At 71.6% G+C, this 16,617-nt stretch carries 18 protein-coding genes; 3 read left to right on the top strand and 15 right to left on the bottom strand.

Annotation, left to right across the window (positions count from 1 at the left end; genetic code table 11):
- The first annotated feature begins 12 nt into the window (after positions 1-12).
- Positions 13-939 (top strand): RNA polymerase sigma-70 factor, encoded by a 927-nt coding sequence (locus SCATT_RS33310; protein WP_014150939.1) that lies wholly within the window; start codon positions 13-15, stop codon positions 937-939.
- A 2-nt stretch (positions 940-941) separates the two neighbouring features.
- Here the strand turns inward: SCATT_RS33310 and SCATT_RS33305 are convergent, their stop codons facing one another.
- The 3 genes from SCATT_RS33305 to SCATT_RS33295 form a co-directional block, all read right to left on the bottom strand.
- The gene (locus SCATT_RS33305; RefSeq protein ID WP_014150940.1) at positions 942-2,195 is read right to left on the bottom strand and encodes a cytochrome P450; all 1,254 of its coding nucleotides are present in this window, start codon (positions 2,193-2,195) and stop codon (positions 942-944) included.
- A 35-nt stretch (positions 2,196-2,230) separates the two neighbouring features.
- Positions 2,231-3,304, bottom strand: a complete 1,074-nt coding sequence (locus SCATT_RS33300) for an acyltransferase family protein (RefSeq protein ID WP_014627015.1) — start codon at positions 3,302-3,304, stop codon at positions 2,231-2,233.
- 351 nt (positions 3,305-3,655) lie between these two features.
- Positions 3,656-3,874, bottom strand: a complete 219-nt coding sequence (locus SCATT_RS33295; protein WP_157894780.1) for a hypothetical protein — start codon at positions 3,872-3,874, stop codon at positions 3,656-3,658.
- A gap of 438 nt (positions 3,875-4,312) precedes the next feature.
- Here SCATT_RS33295 and qcrB point away from each other — a divergent pair, with 438 nt between their 5' ends.
- Positions 4,313-5,944 carry a cytochrome bc1 complex cytochrome b subunit gene (gene qcrB / locus SCATT_RS33290; RefSeq protein WP_014150944.1) on the top strand — a complete coding sequence of 544 codons (1,632 nt, stop codon included), beginning with the start codon at positions 4,313-4,315 and terminating at the stop codon, positions 5,942-5,944.
- A gap of 15 nt (positions 5,945-5,959) precedes the next feature.
- Here the strand turns inward: qcrB and ctaF are convergent, their stop codons facing one another.
- Both ctaF and ctaD read right to left on the bottom strand, forming a co-directional pair.
- Positions 5,960-6,349, bottom strand: coding sequence for an aa3-type cytochrome oxidase subunit IV (ctaF, locus tag SCATT_RS33285; protein ID WP_014150945.1), 390 nt, complete (start codon positions 6,347-6,349; stop codon positions 5,960-5,962).
- Complete coding sequence (gene ctaD / locus SCATT_RS33280; RefSeq protein ID WP_014150946.1) at positions 6,346-8,064, bottom strand: aa3-type cytochrome oxidase subunit I; 1,719 nt, start codon at positions 8,062-8,064, stop codon at positions 6,346-6,348. Before ctaD ends, ctaF begins: the two co-directional genes overlap by 4 nt.
- 283 nt (positions 8,065-8,347) lie before the next feature.
- On the opposite strand from ctaD, the gene SCATT_RS33275 reads away from it, so the two are divergent.
- Positions 8,348-8,890, top strand: a complete 543-nt coding sequence (locus SCATT_RS33275) for a fasciclin domain-containing protein (RefSeq protein ID WP_231904895.1) — start codon at positions 8,348-8,350, stop codon at positions 8,888-8,890.
- A gap of 42 nt (positions 8,891-8,932) precedes the next feature.
- Here SCATT_RS33275 and SCATT_RS39155 read toward each other — a convergent pair whose 3' ends face one another.
- The 10 genes from SCATT_RS39155 to SCATT_RS33225 form a co-directional block, all read right to left on the bottom strand.
- Positions 8,933-9,079, bottom strand: coding sequence for a hypothetical protein (locus tag SCATT_RS39155; RefSeq protein WP_014150949.1), 147 nt, complete (start codon positions 9,077-9,079; stop codon positions 8,933-8,935).
- A 67-nt stretch (positions 9,080-9,146) separates the two neighbouring features.
- A complete protein-coding gene (locus tag SCATT_RS33265; RefSeq protein WP_014150950.1) occupies positions 9,147-9,353 on the bottom strand; it encodes a hypothetical protein in 207 nt (68 codons plus the stop codon).
- 13 nt (positions 9,354-9,366) lie between these two features.
- Positions 9,367-9,954, bottom strand: coding sequence for a DUF5947 family protein (locus tag SCATT_RS33260; protein ID WP_014150951.1), 588 nt, complete (start codon positions 9,952-9,954; stop codon positions 9,367-9,369).
- Positions 9,954-10,496 carry a NifU family protein gene (locus SCATT_RS33255; protein ID WP_014150952.1) on the bottom strand — a complete coding sequence of 181 codons (543 nt, stop codon included), beginning with the start codon at positions 10,494-10,496 and terminating at the stop codon, positions 9,954-9,956. Before SCATT_RS33255 ends, SCATT_RS33260 begins: the two co-directional genes overlap by 1 nt.
- Positions 10,489-12,288 carry a nickel-dependent hydrogenase large subunit gene (locus SCATT_RS33250; RefSeq protein WP_014150953.1) on the bottom strand — a complete coding sequence of 600 codons (1,800 nt, stop codon included), beginning with the start codon at positions 12,286-12,288 and terminating at the stop codon, positions 10,489-10,491. The genes SCATT_RS33255 and SCATT_RS33250 overlap by 8 nt, the downstream gene beginning before the upstream one ends.
- Before the next feature lie 46 nt (positions 12,289-12,334).
- A complete protein-coding gene (locus SCATT_RS33245; protein WP_014150954.1) occupies positions 12,335-13,423 on the bottom strand; it encodes an NADH-quinone oxidoreductase subunit B family protein in 1,089 nt (362 codons plus the stop codon).
- Complete coding sequence (locus tag SCATT_RS33240; RefSeq protein ID WP_014150955.1) at positions 13,420-13,965, bottom strand: hemerythrin domain-containing protein; 546 nt, start codon at positions 13,963-13,965, stop codon at positions 13,420-13,422. The genes SCATT_RS33245 and SCATT_RS33240 overlap by 4 nt, the downstream gene beginning before the upstream one ends.
- Positions 13,937-15,370, bottom strand: coding sequence for a hypothetical protein (locus SCATT_RS33235; protein ID WP_014150956.1), 1,434 nt, complete (start codon positions 15,368-15,370; stop codon positions 13,937-13,939). Before SCATT_RS33235 ends, SCATT_RS33240 begins: the two co-directional genes overlap by 29 nt.
- Before the next feature lie 80 nt (positions 15,371-15,450).
- Positions 15,451-16,206: a hydrogenase nickel incorporation protein HypB gene (gene hypB, locus SCATT_RS33230; RefSeq protein ID WP_042507790.1), complete on the bottom strand. Its 756-nt coding sequence runs from the start codon at positions 16,204-16,206 to the stop codon at positions 15,451-15,453.
- A 5-nt stretch (positions 16,207-16,211) separates the two neighbouring features.
- A complete protein-coding gene (locus tag SCATT_RS33225; protein WP_014150958.1) occupies positions 16,212-16,592 on the bottom strand; it encodes a hydrogenase maturation nickel metallochaperone HypA/HybF in 381 nt (126 codons plus the stop codon).
- Between the last annotated feature and the right edge of the window lie 25 nt (positions 16,593-16,617).

Here is a 16,617-nt window from a genome sequence, read left to right as displayed (position 1 = left end):
AGGAGAGCCGGCGTGGGAGAGGCCGAGGAGTTCGAGGAGTTGCGACCGCTGCTGTTCTCGATCGCCTACCGGATCCTGGGCAGTGTGGGCGAGGCCGAGGACGCGGTGCAGGAGACGTGGCTGCGTTTCGCCGGCTCGGCGACCCGGCCCGCGTCGGCCAGGGCGTTCCTGTCCACCACGGTGACCCGGATCTCGATCGACGTGCTGCGTTCCGCGCGGGTGCGACGTGAGGCGTACGTGGGCCCGTGGTTCCCCGAGCCGTTGCTGAACGATCCGTACCAGGATCCGGCGCGGGCGGCGGAGTTGGCGGACTCGGTGTCGATGGCGGCGCTGGTGCTGCTGGAGCGGCTCAGTCCGCTGGAGCGGGCGGTGTTCGTGCTGCGTGAGGTGTTCGCCTTCGGGTTCGACGAGGTCGCGGCGGCGGTGGGGCGTTCGGAGCCGGCGTGCCGGCAGTTGCTGGTGCGGGCGCGGCGGCACATGGAGGCGGGGCGCCCGCGGTTCGAGGCGGACCGGCGGGAGCGGCGGGAGCTGGCGACGCGGTTCTTCGACGCGTTGCGCGAGGGTGACGTGGGGGGCTTGCGGGAACTGCTCGCCGCCGACGCGCAGTTGACGGGCGACGGCGGCGGCAGGACCCCGCAGCTGGCCCGGGCCGTGACGGGCGCGTGGAACGTGGCCAGGCTGCTGGGCGTGGTCTTCCCCTGGCTGCCCCGGGTCGGCGTCCGGTTCGAGCCGGCCGAGGTCAACGGGGAGCCCGGCGCGGTCTTCCGGGACCGCGCCGGCCGGGTCCTCCAGGCCATGGTGCTTCAGGTGCGCGAGGGGCGGGTCCAGCACATCCGCGTGGTGATCAACCCCGACAAGCTCGGCCACCTCGGGCCGGTCGCCGACGCCTGGGCGATCCACCGCGAGGTGCGGCGGGCCCGCCGGGAAGCCCGTCGCTGACGTTATGTCAGGTGTACCGGCAGCTCGGCGACCCCGTAGAAGCCCGCCGACTCGAACGGCGGCACCCGCTCGGCGGCCACCGCGAGCCGCAGCCCGGGGAAGCGTCCGAGGAGCCGGTCGAGGACGACGGTGACCACCTGGCCGGCCAGGTGCCGGCCGAGGCAACGGTGCGGGCCGTGGCCGAACGCCAGGTGGGCGGCGGCGTTGTGACGGGTCACGTCGAGGGTGTCGGGGTCGGCGAAGACCGTCGCGTCGCGGTTGGCGGCGGTGAGCGAGGCGACCACCACCTCGCCCTGCGCGACCGGTTCGCCGTCCACCACGGTGTCCTGGACCGCCACGCGTACCGCCCCCATGTTGTTGAACGGTACGAAACGCAGCAGCTCCTCGACGGCGTCGGCCCCCGCCGCGCGGACCAGGGCGAGCTGCTCGGGGTGGCACAGCAGGGCGAACAGGCCGAGGCCCAGCAGATGGGCGATGGGGTCGAGCCCCGCGATGCGCAGCGACAGCCCGATGGAGGCGATCTCGTCGTCGTCGAAGGCGTCCGGGCCGGACTGGTCGGCGACGAGTTCGGCGAACAGTCCCTGGCCGCCGGTTCCGGACCGCTCGGCGTCGACCAGGCCGCGCATCCGCCACCACATGGCGCGGTAGACCTCGGTGATCTCCTCGCGGGTCACCCCGGGGGCGATCAACGTGTCGACCTGTCGTTTGAACGTGGCCTGGTCGTCGCCGGAGATCCCGAGCAGGGCGCAGGGCACCCGCACCGCCAGCGGCCAGGCCAGCCCCGCCATGAGGTCGACGGCCCGGTCCGCCCCGGTGGCGTGGGGTTCGAGGGCGTCCAGCAGTTCGTCGGTGATCGCCCGGATCACCGGTTCGAAGCGCCGCGTCCGGGTGACGGAGAACATCTTGGCCAACACCCGTCGGTAGCGGGCGTGTTCGGGTCCGTCCAGGCCGAAGAACCAGCCGGGCGGCGACTGTCCGTCCAGTACCGGCGGCAACTGGTGCAGCGCGGAGCCGATCCGTTCGTCGCGCAGCGCGGCGCGCACGTCCTCGTACCGGGTCAGCAGCGTGCCGTATCTGCCGTACTGGAGGGTGACGCGGCTGAAGCCGGGGGTTTCCAGGGCGTGCCGGTAGGCGTCCGGCGGGCCCAGCGGGCAGCTGCGGGGCATCGAGCCGGGCGCGGGCAGCACCGGCGGGGCGGCGGCTCGCGCGGTCCCGGAGGGTGCGGGCGCTTGGCGGGCCGGCGGCACGGGGTCCACTCAGGGGACTCCCTTCGTCTCAAGGTGTCTTGGGGTCAGGCGCGCAGCGGGGTCTCGTCGCCCGCGCGCGCTCGCCGCATCGCCCGTGGTGTGCTCCAGCGGCGCGTCACCGGCCGCTCGACCCCCGTGTGCAGGGCCCAGGCCGCCGCCACGGCCACCGCGAACACCGCCGCCGCCGTCGCCGCCCCGGCCGCCGTTCCCCGGCCCAGCACCCCGGACGCCGCGATCAGCAGCGGACGGTGCACCAGGTAGAAGGCGAACGAGATCTCCCCCAGCCAGGTCATCACGGGCCCGCCGAGCCGTCCACCGCGCCCCTCGGTGTCGGCCGCGGCGGTGGCGGCGATCAGCAGACCGAGCGGGACGACCCCCACCGCGACCACCCCGAACAGATAGGGGACGACCGACGCCACGGCGTAGGCGAGGACCACCAGGGCCACCGCCCAGCCGCGACCCAGCCGGATCCACCGCCCGCTCAGCACGAGCCGGGCCAGCAGGATCCCCAGCACGAATTCCAGCGCCCGCACCGGCGGCGCGAAATTCACGAACCACCACTGCAGGAACGAGAAATCGAGCGGCGGCGCGGCCCTGGGCCGGGCCGGAAGCACCTGCGCGCACCACGGTACGAGAACGACGGCCGCCGCCACCGCGGACGCCCAGTACCACAACCGTTCCGGCCGGATACGTCCGGTCCAGCGCGCCAGCAGCGGGAAGGCGGCGTAGAACAGGATTTCGCAACTGAGCGTCCAGCTCACCGTGTTGACGCTGTTGACGATCCGGACGTCGGGCAGCCAGGACTGGAGGAGCAGCAGGTTGGGCACGGCTCCGGTGAGGCGTTGTCCGGCGGCCCACAGCAGCAGGGCGGTTCCGGCGAAGGTGACCAGGTGGTTGGGGTAGACCTTGAGGATCCGGCGTCTGAGGAAGGGCGCCGGGCGGTCGTGCGGACGGGCCGACCAGGTCAGGACGAATCCGCTGAGGACGAAGAAGAAGGAGACGCCGAACGACCCCGCCCGGAACCACACGAGGGCGAGGAGACCCGGCGCATCCACCTTGCTGAGCGGATCGGCGAAGGCATGTCCGAAGAACACCATGGCAGCCGCGAGGAAACGCATTCCGGTCAGGGACCGGAGCCGCCCCCGTTCCAGTGGATTCACGCTCTTCGGCGTGGCCTCCATGATTCCCCCTCGGTTTTCCTTCGGCGTTTCCACCGCTCGGCGTCCGGTGTTCACCGGTGCTTTTCCATCCGAGCGAATGCGACGCCGGAAAACCTACGGGCGGGCCGGGGAACGGCCACACCCCGGAACCACCCCTGTGCCGCCCCCGGCTCCCCTATCCGGGAGAGGGTGACCCGTAGCCGTCGTAATCATGGGCATGACAACGCAGCACGCCCCAGCACGTGAACGCCCCAGCACGTGAACGCCCCAGGGCGTAACGCCCTGGGGCGAGGAGGCTTCGGACGGATGTCACCCGGAGGGGCGGCGCCTGCGCCGGTCGAGGGTGCGGGCACGCCGCTGCGCCGCGGCGGCCTCGACCCCGGCCGCACGCCGTTCCGCGTAGCCGTCGGGCTCGACCAGGTGGAAGCACAAGCCGCACACGTAGCCGCCCTCGGGCCCCTCGACGACGGGCTGGTGGCACTTCTCGCACCGCCTGCCCTCGCCGGCCCCGATCTGTTCGTCCGTCACCCAGAAGCCCCGCAATTGCCGCACGACCAACGACCGTCCGGCCCCTGTATAACCGATGCACCGCAGTTCGTACAGTTCATCGCGCTTCCCTCCCCCTACGGTCGCCGCACAGGTACCCCCAACTCGCCGACCGACACCATCAGTCGGCGCACAACACGGTAGAACATCCGGCGGCCGTGCGGGGACGTGTCCCGGGCCGACGGGCCGGGGCTTGCGCCACCGCTCCGAGGTCCACCGCGGCGGAGCACGGCACGCCGAGGCCGTACCGGGGTTCGCCCGAACGCCGCAGCGCGGTCGCCTCCGCGCTGACCCATCCCGGGGCAATGCCACGCCGGTACCGCTCCGGGGGTGAGGCCCCGCGCCAGGATTGAGCCAGGGTCCAGCGGTTACTCATCAGCCGCGCGAACGGTGCGAGACGGCGAGCAGGGAGCGTGGTGCATGCTGTTCCGGAAGACCAAGGCGCGGATGGAGGCCCGGGCGCGGCAGTCCGCGATGACCGGGTACGTCGCCCTGGACCGGCGGCTGCCGGTCTCTGAGCTGGCCAAGGAGCTGCTGCGCAAGGCGTTCCCCGACCACTGGACGTTCCTGCTCGGTGAGATCGCGCTGTACGGCTTCGTCATCCTGGTGCTGACCGGTACGTATCTGACGCTCTTCTTCGACCCCGGGATGACCGAGCACGTCTACCAGGGCGCCTACGCGCCGCTGCGCGGGCTGCGGGTCACCGACGCCTACTCCTCCACCCTGGACATCAGCTTCGACGTGCGCGGCGGGCTGCTGATCCGGCAGATCCACCACTGGGCGGCGCTGGTCTTCGTGGCCGCCATCGGGGTGCACATGCTGCGGATCTTCTTCACCGGCGCGTTCCGCAGGCCGCGCGAGGTCAACTGGTTCGTGGGGGTGACGCTCTTCCTGCTCGCGCTGCTGGAGGGGTTCTGCGGCTACTCCCTCCCCGACGACCTGCTCTCCGGCACCGGGCTGCGGACGGCCAACACCATCGTGCAGTCGATCCCGGTCGTCGGCACGTACCTGAGCTTCTTCTTCTGGCGCGGCCCCTTCCCCGGGCACGCGCTCATCCCGCGGCTGTACATCGTGCACGTGCTCTTCGTCCCCGGACTGCTGATCGCGCTGATCGCCGTCCACCTGATCATGGTGGTCTACCTCAAGCACACCCAGTGGGCCGAGCGCGGCAAGACCAACCGGAACGTGGTGGGGCAGCCGATGGTGCCGCAGTTCACCGCGAAGTCCACCGGCTTCTTCTTCATGATCTTCGGCGCTCTGACGGTGCTGGGCGCGGTGGCGCAGATCAACCCGATCTGGAACTACGGGCCTTTCCGGGCCGACCAGGTGGCCACCGACGCCCAGCCCGACTGGTACGTGGGCTTCCTGGAGGGCGCGCTGCGCATCATGCCGCCGTGGGAGAACGCGCCCGGCGGCCACACCCTGATGTGGAACGTCTTCCTGCCCGCGGTGGTGCTCCCCGCCCTGCTCTTCCTGGTGATGTACCTCTACCCCTTCTTCGAGCGCTGGGTCACCGGCGACCTGATGGAGCATCACCTGTGCGACCGGCCCCGGGACCGCCCGACCCGTACCGGCCTCGGGGTCGCCGCGATCGTCTTCTACGCGGTGCTGCTGCTGGCCGGCGGCAACGACGTGACCGCCTTCGCCTTCCGGGTCTCGGTCAACACCCTGACGTGGATCTACCGGGTCGCCGTGGTCGTCGGGCCGGTGCTGGCGTTCTGGGTCACCAAGCGGATCTGCCTGGCCCTCCAGGCCCACGACCGCGAGCTGCTGACCGAGGGCGTGGAAACCGGCAAGGTCAGCCAGGACGTCTCCGGCGGCATCGGCGAGTCCAGCCGCCCGATCCCCGCCGAGCACCGCTACCGGCTGCTGGTGCGCGACATCCCCCGGCCGCTGCCCGTCCCGGGGCCGGACGCCGCCCGCCGGCACCGCCTCCGTGCCGCGCTCAGCGCCTGGTACTACCGCGACCGCGTCGAGATGCCGGCCACCACCGAGCAGCGCCTCCAGGTCACCGGCCGCACCGCCGACCCGGTCGCGGGCCCCGAGGAGTGAGCGACGGGGTGCCGGTCAGTCGTCGCGGCCGGCGAACTGGAAGACCATGCCGGCCACCCCGGTGATCATGATGCCGAAGGCGATCAGGAAGAGCCACAGCCCGTACACGATGCCGATCCCCATCAACGCGACGCCCAGGGCGGCCATCGGGGGGTAGCCGCTGTGCGGGGGGAAGAAGTCGATCAGCCCGGAGCGGTCCTGCACCACCGAGTCGCCGTGGTCCTCGGGGCGTTCCCCCTTGCGCCGGTAGTTCATGGTGAAGAAGAACGAGATGATCGAGGCCATCACGAAGGAGACGGTGAGCGCGGCGATGCCGGCCAGCTCGCGGGCGAACCAGATGTAGGCGGCGTCGGTGAGCAGGAAGAATGCGGCGACCCCGGCGAACAGGTATGCCTCGTGTTTCATTCGCTCTGCTCTCCCAGGGTGTCGGGGGTCGGCTCGGTGGTGCCCCGTTCGCCCGGCGGCAGTTCGAGGAACTCCGGGTGGTGCAGGTCGAAGGCGGGCGAGTCGGAACGGATCCGTGGCAGCGCGTGGAAGTTGTGGCGCGGCGGCGGGCACGAGGTGGCCCACTCCAGGGAACGCCCGAAGCCCCACGGGTCGTCCACCTCGACCTTGGGCGCGTACCGGGCGGTCTTCCACACGTTGTACAGGAACGGCAGCGTGGAGGCGCCCAGCAGGAACGCGCCGATCGAGGAGATGGTGTTGAGCAGCGTGAAGCCGTCGGCCGCCAGGTAGTCGGCGTACCGGCGCGGCATGCCTTCCTCGCCGAGCCAGTGCATCACCAGGAACGTCATCTGGAAGCCGGTGAAGAGCGTCCAGAAGTGGATCTTCCCCAGGCGTTCGTCCAGCATCCGCCCGGTCATCTTCGGCCACCAGAAGTAGAAGCCGCCGAACATCGCGAACACGATGGTGCCGAAGAGCACGTAGTGCAGGTGGGCCACGATGAAGTAGGTGTCGGTGACGTGGAAGTCCAGTGGCGGGGAGGCGATCATCACCCCGCTGAGCCCGCCGAGCAGGAACGTCACCAGGAAGCCGACGGCCCACACCATGGGCGTCTCGAAGGACACGCTGCCGTTCCACATGGTGCCGATCCAGTTGAAGAACTTCACCCCCGTGGGCACCGCGATGAGAAAGGACATCAGCGAGAAGAACGGCAGCAGCACCATGCCGGTGGCGAACATGTGGTGGGCCCACACGGTGGCCGACAGCATGGTGATGGCGATGGTGGCGCCGACCATCCCGACGTAGCCGAAGACGGGCTTGCGGCTGAAGACCGGCACGATCTCGGTGACCACCCCGAAGAACGGCAGCGCGACGATGTACACCTCGGGGTGGCCGAAGAACCAGAACAGGTGCTGCCACAGGATGGCCCCGCCGTTGGCCGCGTCGAAGACATGGGCACCGAACTTCCGGTCCGCCTCCAGACACAACAGGATCGCGGTGAAGACCGGGAACGCCAGCAGCGCGAGGATCGAGGTGAACAGGATGTTCCAGGTGAAGATCGGCATCCGGAACATCGTCATGCCGGGCGCCCGCAGCGAGACGATGGTGGCGATGAAGTTCACCGATCCCAGCGTCGTGCTGAGCCCCGCGGTGACCAGGCCCAGCGCCCACAGGTCGCCGCCGGCCCCGGGCGAGCGCACCGGGCCGTTGAGCGGCGCGTACGCGAACCACCCGAAGCTCGCCGCGCCGTCCGGCACCACCAGCCCGGCGACCACGGTGAGCCCGCCGAACAGGAAGAGCCAGTAGGTGAAGGCGTTGAGCCGGGGGAAGGCGACGTCGGGGGCGCCGATCTGCAACGGCATCACCACGTTGGCGAACCCGGCGAACGTCGGGGTGGCGAAGAGCAGCATCATCACGGTGCCGTGGATGGTGAACAGCTGGTTGTACTGCTGCGTGCTGAAGATCTGGAGGCCCGGCCGGGCCAGCTCCGCCCGCATCAGCATGGCGAGCACACCGGCCAGCAGAAAGAACCCGAACGTGGTGGTCAGGTACATGTTGCCGATCGTCTTGTGATCGGTCGTGGTCAGATAGGTCCGGAACCTTTTGCCCAAGGTGACGCGGGGGTTCTGCTCGGGGTCCTCCGGCTCCGGACGCCGACGCGTGTCCAGCTGGGACATGGGCTCCTCCCGATGGCCATACGGCGCCGCGCGTGACCCGTGCGTCCGCCCGCGCGCCTGCTGTCTAGCCCCGGCGATCACGGCACAAACCTCACCCGCGACCATCCGGCCTACCGCCGGCCGCGGTATGCGCCACGGCCGGCCGCAGGGTGCCTCCGATGGCCCGTTTGGCGGCCGTGGTCAGGGGTTATCCGCATTCCGGGGCGCCGGACCGGGTGGTGCGCGTGTCCCGGCCCGTCGCCGTCCGCAGAAAGGCCGCCTGGTGCATCGGACCGTTCGTGTGGTGGCCGCCGCGGTGGCGGCGCTGGGGTTCGCCGCGGGGTGCGCCGGTCCGCCCGAACGGCCGGACAGCGCCCCGCCGTTCGGGCCGGGCTGCTCGGCGGTGCCCCGCTCCGGGATGGGCAGCTTCGCGGAGATGTCCGGGGACCCCGTGGTGACCGCCGCCTCCCACCTGCCGATGCTCACCGAGTGGGTGCACGCCGTGCACGAGGCCGACATGGTCGCCACCTTCGACAGGCTGGACCATCTGACCGTCTTCGCCCCCGACAACGCCGCCTTCGCCCGGCTGCCCAAGGACCAACTGCACCAGATCTACCAGGACAAGGACCAGGTCTCGAAGATCCTCACCTACCAGATCGTCGGACACCGCGTCGCACCCGCCGAGCTGCCCGACGGTTCCTTCACCACCCTGGCGAAGGGCACGCTGACCACCCGGCGGTCGGGCAGCGGCTACCAGGTCGGCGACGCCAAGGTGGTGTGCGGCAACATCCGTACCGGAAACGCCCAGTTGTACATCACCGACCGGGTGCTGACCCCGCCGCCGTGAACCCCTCGGCGCGGCACCACCCGCGGTACCGCGCCGATGGCCTCACCTCGGGCGGCGCGGCCCGCCCCGCAGACCCACCATCCGCCAGATCCGGATCTCCCTGATCAGCCCGGGGATCTCCTTGACGAAGATGCCCAGGCCGAGCGCGGTGAGCACGGCGGCTTGCGCGATCAGCAGGCGTCTGGCCATGTGACGACTCCTTCCTGCAGGCCCTCGCGGCGTCATCGGCGGGCGCGCGGCCCGTGTCGGCGCCGCCTCATCCGGGCGGGATGTTCGGCATGATCTTCATGATGGCGTTGTGCTTCTTCCAGTGGACCCCGGTGGAGCGGCGGGCGTCCGCGGTGCCGTCCTCGTGGTGCCCGGGCTGTTTGTGGTACGGGCCCGAGTTGCCTTCGTGCAGGCCGCGGACGTGCCTGGGGGTATCGGGCTTGACCTGCGGTTTTCCGACGCGGATGCGGCCCATGGTGTTCTCCTTCTCAGTCCGGTGTCCCGGTCAGTTCCGCGAAGAACTGCTCGACCCGCTGCCATACCCGGGTGCCACCGGAGAGCCCTTCCCACTCGGCCCGGACGACGGCCACCACGCGGAAGCAGTCGTCGACGGGCACGATCCAGTGGTGGCACTGGCCGCGCGCGGTGTTGACCAGCAGCGCCTCGACGTCGCTCGCCAGGCCGGCGAGGCCGGGGTGGCCGGCGGTGGTGCGGCGCCATGTGGTGGCGTCCACCTCCCAGCGGGTCGCGCCGGCCGGGCTCGGGTAGTGCGCGGTCACCGATCCGTCGGCGCGGGGTACGAAGAAGGCGAGGCCGACGGGGACGCCCAGCGGCGCGGTCGGCACCGGCGGCAGCCGCACCCGGCGGCGCGGGATCAGCCGGTAGTGCCCCGCACCGGTGCCGGGGCCGGCGAAGAGCAGCGCGCACGCCCGGCAGGCGCACATCACCTCGGCGCGCTCCGTGTCGAGCAGATGGCGGTGTCCGACGGGCGCGGGCTCACCGCACAGGTCGCACCCGGCCCCCTCCGGCGCGGCGGCACCGGCCGTGCGGATCGCCCGGGCGAGCGCGCCGGGCATCAGGTGCCGTCCCGCGCCGGGACCGGCCGCCGGGTCACGGTGGCGAGCGGGACGAAGGCCGCCGCGCGCTCCCGGGCCGGTAGCAGACGCACCTCGGACAGCTCCGGCGCGCAGGCGAGCACGGCGTCGCGTACCGCCTCCCCGGCGGCGCCGGCGCCGCATCCGGTGGCCGTCAGACGGACCTCGGCCACGCCGTCGTGGACCCCGGTGAACTCGGCGTCCGCGCCGTGTTCCCGCAGCGCCGGGCGGAGCCGTTCGACGGCGCGGCCGACGCGGTCGGCGACCGGGTCGGGGTGGATGGCGTGGAGCACCAGCAGGTGGCCGAGGAGTTCGTCGTCCGCGAGGCGCCGCCGCAGGGTCGGGTCGGCGTGGTCGAGGACGCGGGCCAGCGCCTCGCCGTAGACGGCGGTGAGTTCGCGTACCGCGCGTACCGCGGTGCGGGCGGTGGGGCCGGTCGCGGTCTCCAGGCGTTCCAGCAGCGGGTCGAGGGCGGCGAGGCGCTCGGCGACCGCGGTGTCGTCCAGGCGCCGCGGGTCAGCCATGGCCGGCGCCGAACATCGGGGAGTGGAGTTTCTTCAGCACGCTGCCGCCGCCGAGGTACATGTGGACGCCACACGGCAGACACGGGTCGAAGCTGCGGACGGTGCGCATGATGTCGACGCCCTTGAAGTCGTCGGGGCCGTTCTCCTCGAAGACCGGCTGGCCCTGGACGGCGTCCTCGTAGGGGCCGGGGGTGCCGTAGCTGTCCCGGGGGCTGGCGTTCCATGGGGTGGGCGGGTAGGGGTGGTAGTTGGCGATCTTCTTGTCGCGGATCACCAGGTGGTGGGAGAGCACCCCGCGGACGGCCTCGTGGAAGCCGCAGCCGATGGCCTCGTCGGGCACCTCGAAGTCGGTGAAGATCCTGGTGTCGCCGGCCCGTACCCGGGACATCGCGCGTTCCAGGAACATCAGCGCCATGGCGGCGGAGTAGGCCACGAAGTACGAGCGCGCCCGGTCGCGTTCGATGGTGTTGCTCCACCGGGGGATGTGCCATTCCAGCGTGGTCTCCGGGAGTTTCTCGCTCTTCGGCAGCGAGATGCGCACGCTGTGGCCGGTGGCCTTGACGTAGGGGGTGTCGACGAGGCCGTTGAGGGCGGTCGACCACAGCCGGGCGAGCGGTCCGCCGCCGGTGTCCAGCGCCAGGTGCTCACCGGTGTTCCGGTCGTACCAGCGCGGGCTCATCACCCAGCTGTAGTTGCCGTCGAAGTCGCGTTTCTGGGGGACGGGGACGGTGGTCTGGTTCCACGGGTGGCGCATGTCGACGGGGTTGCCGAGCGGGTCGTGGGTGACGAAGGGTTCGGTGTCCGCCCAGTCCTCGTAGTAGGAGCTGCCGAGCAGCACGCGCAGGCCGAGGTTGATCTCCACCAGGTCGTTGGTGACCAGCTTGCCGTCGACGACGACCCCGGGGGTGACGAACATCGAGCGGCCCCAGTCGCTCATCGTCTCGTAGCGGTAGTCGCACACGTCGGAGTCCTGCCAGGCGCCCCAGCAGCCGAGTTGGACGCGGCGGCGGCCCACCTCCTCGTAGCCGGGCAGCGCCTCGTAGAAGAAGTCGAAGACGTCGTCGTTGAGGGCGACCGACTGCTTGACGAAGTCGAGGACGCGCAGCAGCCGGGTGAGGTAGTCGGTGAAGGTGGTGGGCTCGGGCATGGTGCCCACGCCGCCGGGGTAGAGCGTCGAGGGGTGGACGTGGCGTCCCTCCATGATGCAGAACATCTCCCGGGTGACCCGGGAGACCTTCAGGGCCTCCTTGTAGACCTCGCCCTCGAAGGGGTTGAAGGCACGCATGATGTCGGCGATGGTGCGGTAGCCGTGGATGCCGCCGCGCGGTGCCGGTGTCTTCTCCGCCCTGGCGAGCACGCCGGGGTTGGTGGCCTTCACCATGGCCTCGCAGAAGTCCACGAAGACCATGTTGTCCTGGAAGATGGTGTGGTCGAACATGTACTCCGCGGCTTCGCCGAGGTTGACGACGGCCTCGGCCAGCGGCGGCGGTTTGATGCCGTACGCCATCTGCTGGGCGTAGTCGGAGCAGGTGGTGTGGTTGTCACCGCAGATGCCGCAGATGCGGGAGGTGATGAAGCCGGCGTCCCGGGGGTCCTTGCCCTTCATGAAGACCGAGTAGCCGCGGAAGAGCGAGGAGGTGCTGCGGCATTCGGTCACCTCCCGGTTGGCGAAGTCGATCTTGGTGTAGATGCCGAGGTTGCCGATGATCCGGGTGATCGGGTCCCACGCCATGTCGACGATCTGGGGAGGCTTGCGCTCCCCGGTGGTGGCCCGGTCCTCGGTAGCCGTCATGTGGGTTCCTGTCTCGTTCGTGGTGTGCCCGCGCCGGCGGTGCGGGTCACGGGCGCCAGTGGGGGTCGTAGCCGCTGGTCAGCGCCGGTTTGTTGTGTCGCCACCGGGGTTCGCGGTTGACCGCGATGTTGGTGATGCCGCGCATCCGGCGGATGAACGCCCCGTACGGTTTGATCAGCAGCGAGGACAGGCTGCCGCCGGCCGGTTCGTCCATGAACGGCATGAAGGTGTCGGGGAAGCCGGGCATGGTGCAGCCGATGCAGATGCCGCCGACGTTGGGGCAGCCGCCGATGCCGCCCATCCAGCCGCGTTTGGGGACGTTGCAGTTGACCACCGGTCCCCAACACCCCACCTTCACCTGGCACTTGGGCGAGTTGTAGTCCTTGGCGAAGTCGGCCTGCTCGTAGTAGGCGGCCCGGTCGCACCCCTCGTGCACCGTCTTGCCGAAGAGCCACTGCGGTCTGAGCATGTGGTCCAGCGGGGGCGGCGGCGCGGCCCCGGCGGCGTGCTGGAGCACCCAGGTCAGGGTCTCCATGAAGTTCTCCGGCTGGATGGGGCAGCCGGGGACGTTGACCACCGGCAGGGCGCCCGCGGACTTGAAGTCCCATCCCAGGTAGTCGGCGAGGCCCATGGAACCGGTCGGGTTGCCGGCCATGGCGTGGATGCCGCCGAAGGTCGCGCAGGTGCCGGCGGCGACCACCGCCCAGGCCCGGGGCGCCAGTCGGTCGAGCCACCAGTTGAGGGTGAGCGGTTCGCCGGTCCGCGGGTCGTTGCCGAACGAGGTCCAGTAGCCGTCGCCCTCGATGATGTTCTGGTTGGGCACCGACCCTTCGACGACCAGGATGAACGGGGAGAGTTCGCCCCGGGCGGCGGCGCGGAACGGGGCCAGGAACTCCTCGCCGCCCAGGGTGGGCGAGAGCACCTTGTTGTGCAGGTTGACCTTGGGCAGCCCGGGGATGAGGCCGAGTACCAGGTCCTCGATCGCGGGCTGTCCGGAGGCGGTCATGGCGACGGTGTCGCCGTCGCAGCTCATGCCTTCGGAGATCCACAGGATGTCGATCTCGTCGAAGCCCTCCCGGCGTTCGCCGGCCGACGGCGGTCGGCCGCCGGGCGGGGAGATGTCGTCGGTGGTCATGTGCGGGGCCTCCCTTGCAGCCGGTCGCGGAGCCGGTCGTAGAGCGCGGCCACCGGAGCGGCCAGGGTCAGCGCCGGCGGCTCGTCGGGGGCGTGCGGGTGCGGACGGGTGGGCGCGGTCTGCTTCGCCTTGTCGAGCACCTGGCCCAGGTCGTCCAGGTCCTGGGGCCCGAGCGCGTCGGCCAGCCGTGGCAGCAGCACGGATTCCTCCTCGCGCACGTGCTCCTCGACCTCGCCGCGCAGGGTGGACATCAGCGCCTCCTCCTTGCCGCTGCCGACCGGGAGGCGGTCGAGGGCGTACAGGGTGCGTTTGACGTCCAGGTGTTCCAGCAGGTGGCGGTCGATCTCCGCCCCGCCGTCCGGGGTCACCCGCCTGGCCAGCGGGTAGACCAGCAGTTCCTCCAGGGCCGCGTGCTTGGACAGTTCGCGGACGAGGAGTTCGACCACGGCGCGGCGCTGCTCGTCGGAGGCCGCCGCGTGGTGGTCGCGGAACAGCTGCTCGACCATGCGGTGGTCATGCTTCAACAGCTCGACGGCGTCCATCCGGGCCTTCCTCGTCGCCGGTGGTGGCCAGCGGCTCGATCTCGTGCGGGCGGAAGTACAGGTAGCGGCCGTACCAGGCGTTCAGCTCGGCGCCGGGGTCGTCCTCCAGCGTGACGGCGAGGTGCCGGGTGCCGTCCACGTCGTGGAGGACGGCGGCCACCTTGGCGTCGCGGCCGGCGAGGAACATGTCCTGGGCGTCGGCGCCGCGTCCGCCGGGGCGCAGCCGCACCCTGCTGCCCCGGGCCACCGCCACCTCGCCCACCCGGACGCTGTCGGTGGCCGGGCAGAGTCCGTCGTCGCCGCCCTCCTCCCACCAGGCGGCGGCCGGGCGGGGGCGCAGCGAGCGGATGGCGCCGTGCAGCCGGGCGAAGACCTCGGGCGGCATGGTGTCGACCCGGTCGAGGATCCGCGCGGCCCGGACGTCGGTGGCCCGGGCCTCCCGTTTCTCCTCCTCGGTCAGGAGCGCGGTGCGCAGCGACAGGATCTCGTCGATCTCCGCGGCGTCGTGCAGGTCGCCGGGGCTCTCCGGGGCGACCTGGGGGTGGTCGGGCAGGATGATGGGGGCGGAGAGCATCAGGTCGCCGGTGCCGGGGGCGCCGCCGAGCACCGGGAAGGTGTGCAGGTTGCGGCAGGCGCGGACGTGGGGCGCCGCCCAGTCCGGCGGGTCGAGCAGCGAGACGAACGCGACGCCGGTGCCGCCGAGGAGGGTGTGGGTGGCGATCAGCGCGTGCCGCAGGATCTCGTCGCGCGACGCGTCGGGGCCGGGCGGCTCGCCGGTGTTCTCGGTGCGCACGGTGAGGCGGTAGGCGTGGCGGGCGGGGTCGACGGGTTGGGCCCGTACCGTGGTCACCGCGTGGACCGGGTGGCCGCGGCGTACCACCCGCGCGGTGCCGTCGGCGATCGGCGAGGTCTGCGTTCCCCCGGGTGATCCGGTGGTGAACGCCTGCTCCGCCGCGAGGAGTTGGGCGAGCGGGATGTCGGCGCCGGTCTCGCGGGGCAGCGCTTCGTCGAAGGTGAGGTGGAGTTCGCCGTCGGCCTCCAGGGAGGCCACGGGCCGGTGGGAGCCGTCCGCGTGGCGGCGCTCGACGCTCTTGTGCCGGCTGTGCAGGTAACGGAGGCGTAGCCGCAGCACGGCGTCGGGGTCGGCCTGGAGCACGACTTGCGTCTGCTGGTACCAGGACTCGGCGGAGCCGGCCACGCCCGCGGTGACGGGTCCGTTGCGTTCGGCCCAGGCGCGCGGTCCCAGTACGCCGAACTGCCAGCGCACCCGGTTCTTCGGCGAGGACCTGCGGTAGGGGTAGAGCAGGTACCCCTCGTAGAGCACCGCGTCGGCGACCGCGCGCAGCGGTGCGAACGGGTCGCACGGCGCGGTGGCCGTGGCTTCGCGGGCCGGGTCGTCCACCATGCCGTCTCCTCACCGCGAACCCGGGTCTGCCGAGCGGAGCGGCACGCCACCGGCCCGCGCCTCGATGGTGCGGTACGGGCTCACGGCCCGCTCGTCGTGGCGGCCGTCCGGGTGGCCGTGGTGTCCGCCGCCGGGGCCGGCCGGGACATCACGGGGCGGTGCGCGGCGGCACCGCCGGCCACGGCCAGCGCGCGGTCCAGCAGCAGGCCGGTGCCCTCGCCGGTGCGGGCCGAGGTGTACGCCACCTCGACGCCGGGGTTGACCTGCTGGACGTTGGCGGTGAACGCCCGCGCGTCGAACCCGGCGGCGTCGGCGAGGTCCGCCTTGGTGACCAGCACGAGGTGGGCGAGGCCGAAGGCGCTCGGGTACTTCAGCGGTTTGTCCTCGCCCTCGGTGACCGAGGCGAGCGTCACGCGCAGCGACTCCCCCAGGTCGTAGGAGGCGGGGCAGACCAGGTTGCCGACGTTCTCCACGAAGAGCACCCGGGTGGCCTTCGGCAGCCAGCCGTCGAGGTGCCCGCGCAGCATCCGCGCCTCCAGGTGGCACAGGCCGTCGGTGAGCACCTGTTTGACGGGGGCGCCGGAGCGGGCGAGCCGGCGGGCGTCGTTCTCGGTGGCGAGGTCGGCGGTGAGGGCGGCCACCGGTACCCCGCGCCGCCGGGCGATGGTGAGTTCCGCCTCCAGCAGCGCGGTCTTGCCGCTGCCGGGGCTGGAGAGCAGGTTGACCACGACGGTGCCCCGTCCGGCGAGGTCGGCGCGCAACTCCCGCGCGTAGGCGTCGTTCCGCGCGAGCACCGCCCGCGGTACGTCTTGTGGTACCTCGTCCGCTCGGCACATCTCGGTCAACCCGCCTCTCCGGCAAGGGACTCGGCGGGGCGCGGCGCCCAGCGTACGTCCACGATGTCGAGTTCCCGCCCGGCGACCAGTTCGCAGCGGGCGCTTCCGCACTCCCGGCACCACAGGTGGGGAGGCATTCCGGTGGCCCACCGCGCGGCGCAGTCGGCGCAGCGGGCGCGGCCGGCGACGGGTTCGGTCTCCAGCCGGGCCCCGGCCAGCGGGGTGCCTTCGCAGGCGAGGTCGAAGGAGAACCGCAGCGCCTCGTCGACCACCCCGGCCAGTTCACCGATGCGCAGCCGCACCGAGGTGACGGTGTGGCGCTCCGGCGGCCGGGCGGCCCGGGCGACCTGTTCCACCACCGCCATGGCGATGGACATCTCGTGCATCGGTCCTCCCTGCGTCGCGGCGGCG

Source organism: Streptantibioticus cattleyicolor NRRL 8057 = DSM 46488 (assembly GCF_000240165.1).
In the GTDB taxonomy this organism is placed as follows: domain Bacteria; phylum Actinomycetota; class Actinomycetes; order Streptomycetales; family Streptomycetaceae; genus Streptantibioticus; species Streptantibioticus cattleyicolor.
The sequence above is the reverse complement of the archived record's forward strand: the minus strand, read 5'-3'. Positions and strand labels throughout refer to the sequence as shown.

Excerpts from the sequence above, each read along its gene's own strand:
- ctaD (WP_014150946.1), bottom strand. The coding sequence starts at position 8,064 with ATGTCCCAGCTGGACACGCGTCGGCGTCCGGAGCCGGAGGACCCCGAG.
- SCATT_RS33250 (WP_014150953.1), bottom strand. The coding sequence starts at position 12,288 with ATGACGGCTACCGAGGACCGGGCCACCACCGGGGAGCGCAAGCCTCCC.
- SCATT_RS33265 (WP_014150950.1), bottom strand. The coding sequence starts at position 9,353 with ATGGGCCGCATCCGCGTCGGAAAACCGCAGGTCAAGCCCGATACCCCC.
- SCATT_RS33300 (WP_014627015.1), bottom strand. The coding sequence starts at position 3,304 with ATGCGTTTCCTCGCGGCTGCCATGGTGTTCTTCGGACATGCCTTCGCC.
- SCATT_RS33260 (WP_014150951.1), bottom strand. The coding sequence starts at position 9,954 with ATGCCCGGCGCGCTCGCCCGGGCGATCCGCACGGCCGGTGCCGCCGCG.
- SCATT_RS33240 (WP_014150955.1), bottom strand. The coding sequence starts at position 13,965 with ATGGACGCCGTCGAGCTGTTGAAGCATGACCACCGCATGGTCGAGCAG.
- hypB (WP_042507790.1), bottom strand. The coding sequence starts at position 16,206 with ATGTGCCGAGCGGACGAGGTACCACAAGACGTACCGCGGGCGGTGCTC.
- SCATT_RS33245 (WP_014150954.1), bottom strand. The coding sequence starts at position 13,423 with ATGACCACCGACGACATCTCCCCGCCCGGCGGCCGACCGCCGTCGGCC.
- qcrB (WP_014150944.1), top strand. The coding sequence starts at position 4,313 with ATGCTGTTCCGGAAGACCAAGGCGCGGATGGAGGCCCGGGCGCGGCAG.
- SCATT_RS39155 (WP_014150949.1), bottom strand. The coding sequence starts at position 9,079 with ATGGCCAGACGCCTGCTGATCGCGCAAGCCGCCGTGCTCACCGCGCTC.
- ctaF (WP_014150945.1), bottom strand. The coding sequence starts at position 6,349 with ATGAAACACGAGGCATACCTGTTCGCCGGGGTCGCCGCATTCTTCCTG.
- SCATT_RS33255 (WP_014150952.1), bottom strand. The coding sequence starts at position 10,496 with ATGGCTGACCCGCGGCGCCTGGACGACACCGCGGTCGCCGAGCGCCTC.
- SCATT_RS33235 (WP_014150956.1), bottom strand. The coding sequence starts at position 15,370 with ATGGTGGACGACCCGGCCCGCGAAGCCACGGCCACCGCGCCGTGCGAC.
- SCATT_RS33225 (WP_014150958.1), bottom strand. The coding sequence starts at position 16,592 with ATGCACGAGATGTCCATCGCCATGGCGGTGGTGGAACAGGTCGCCCGG.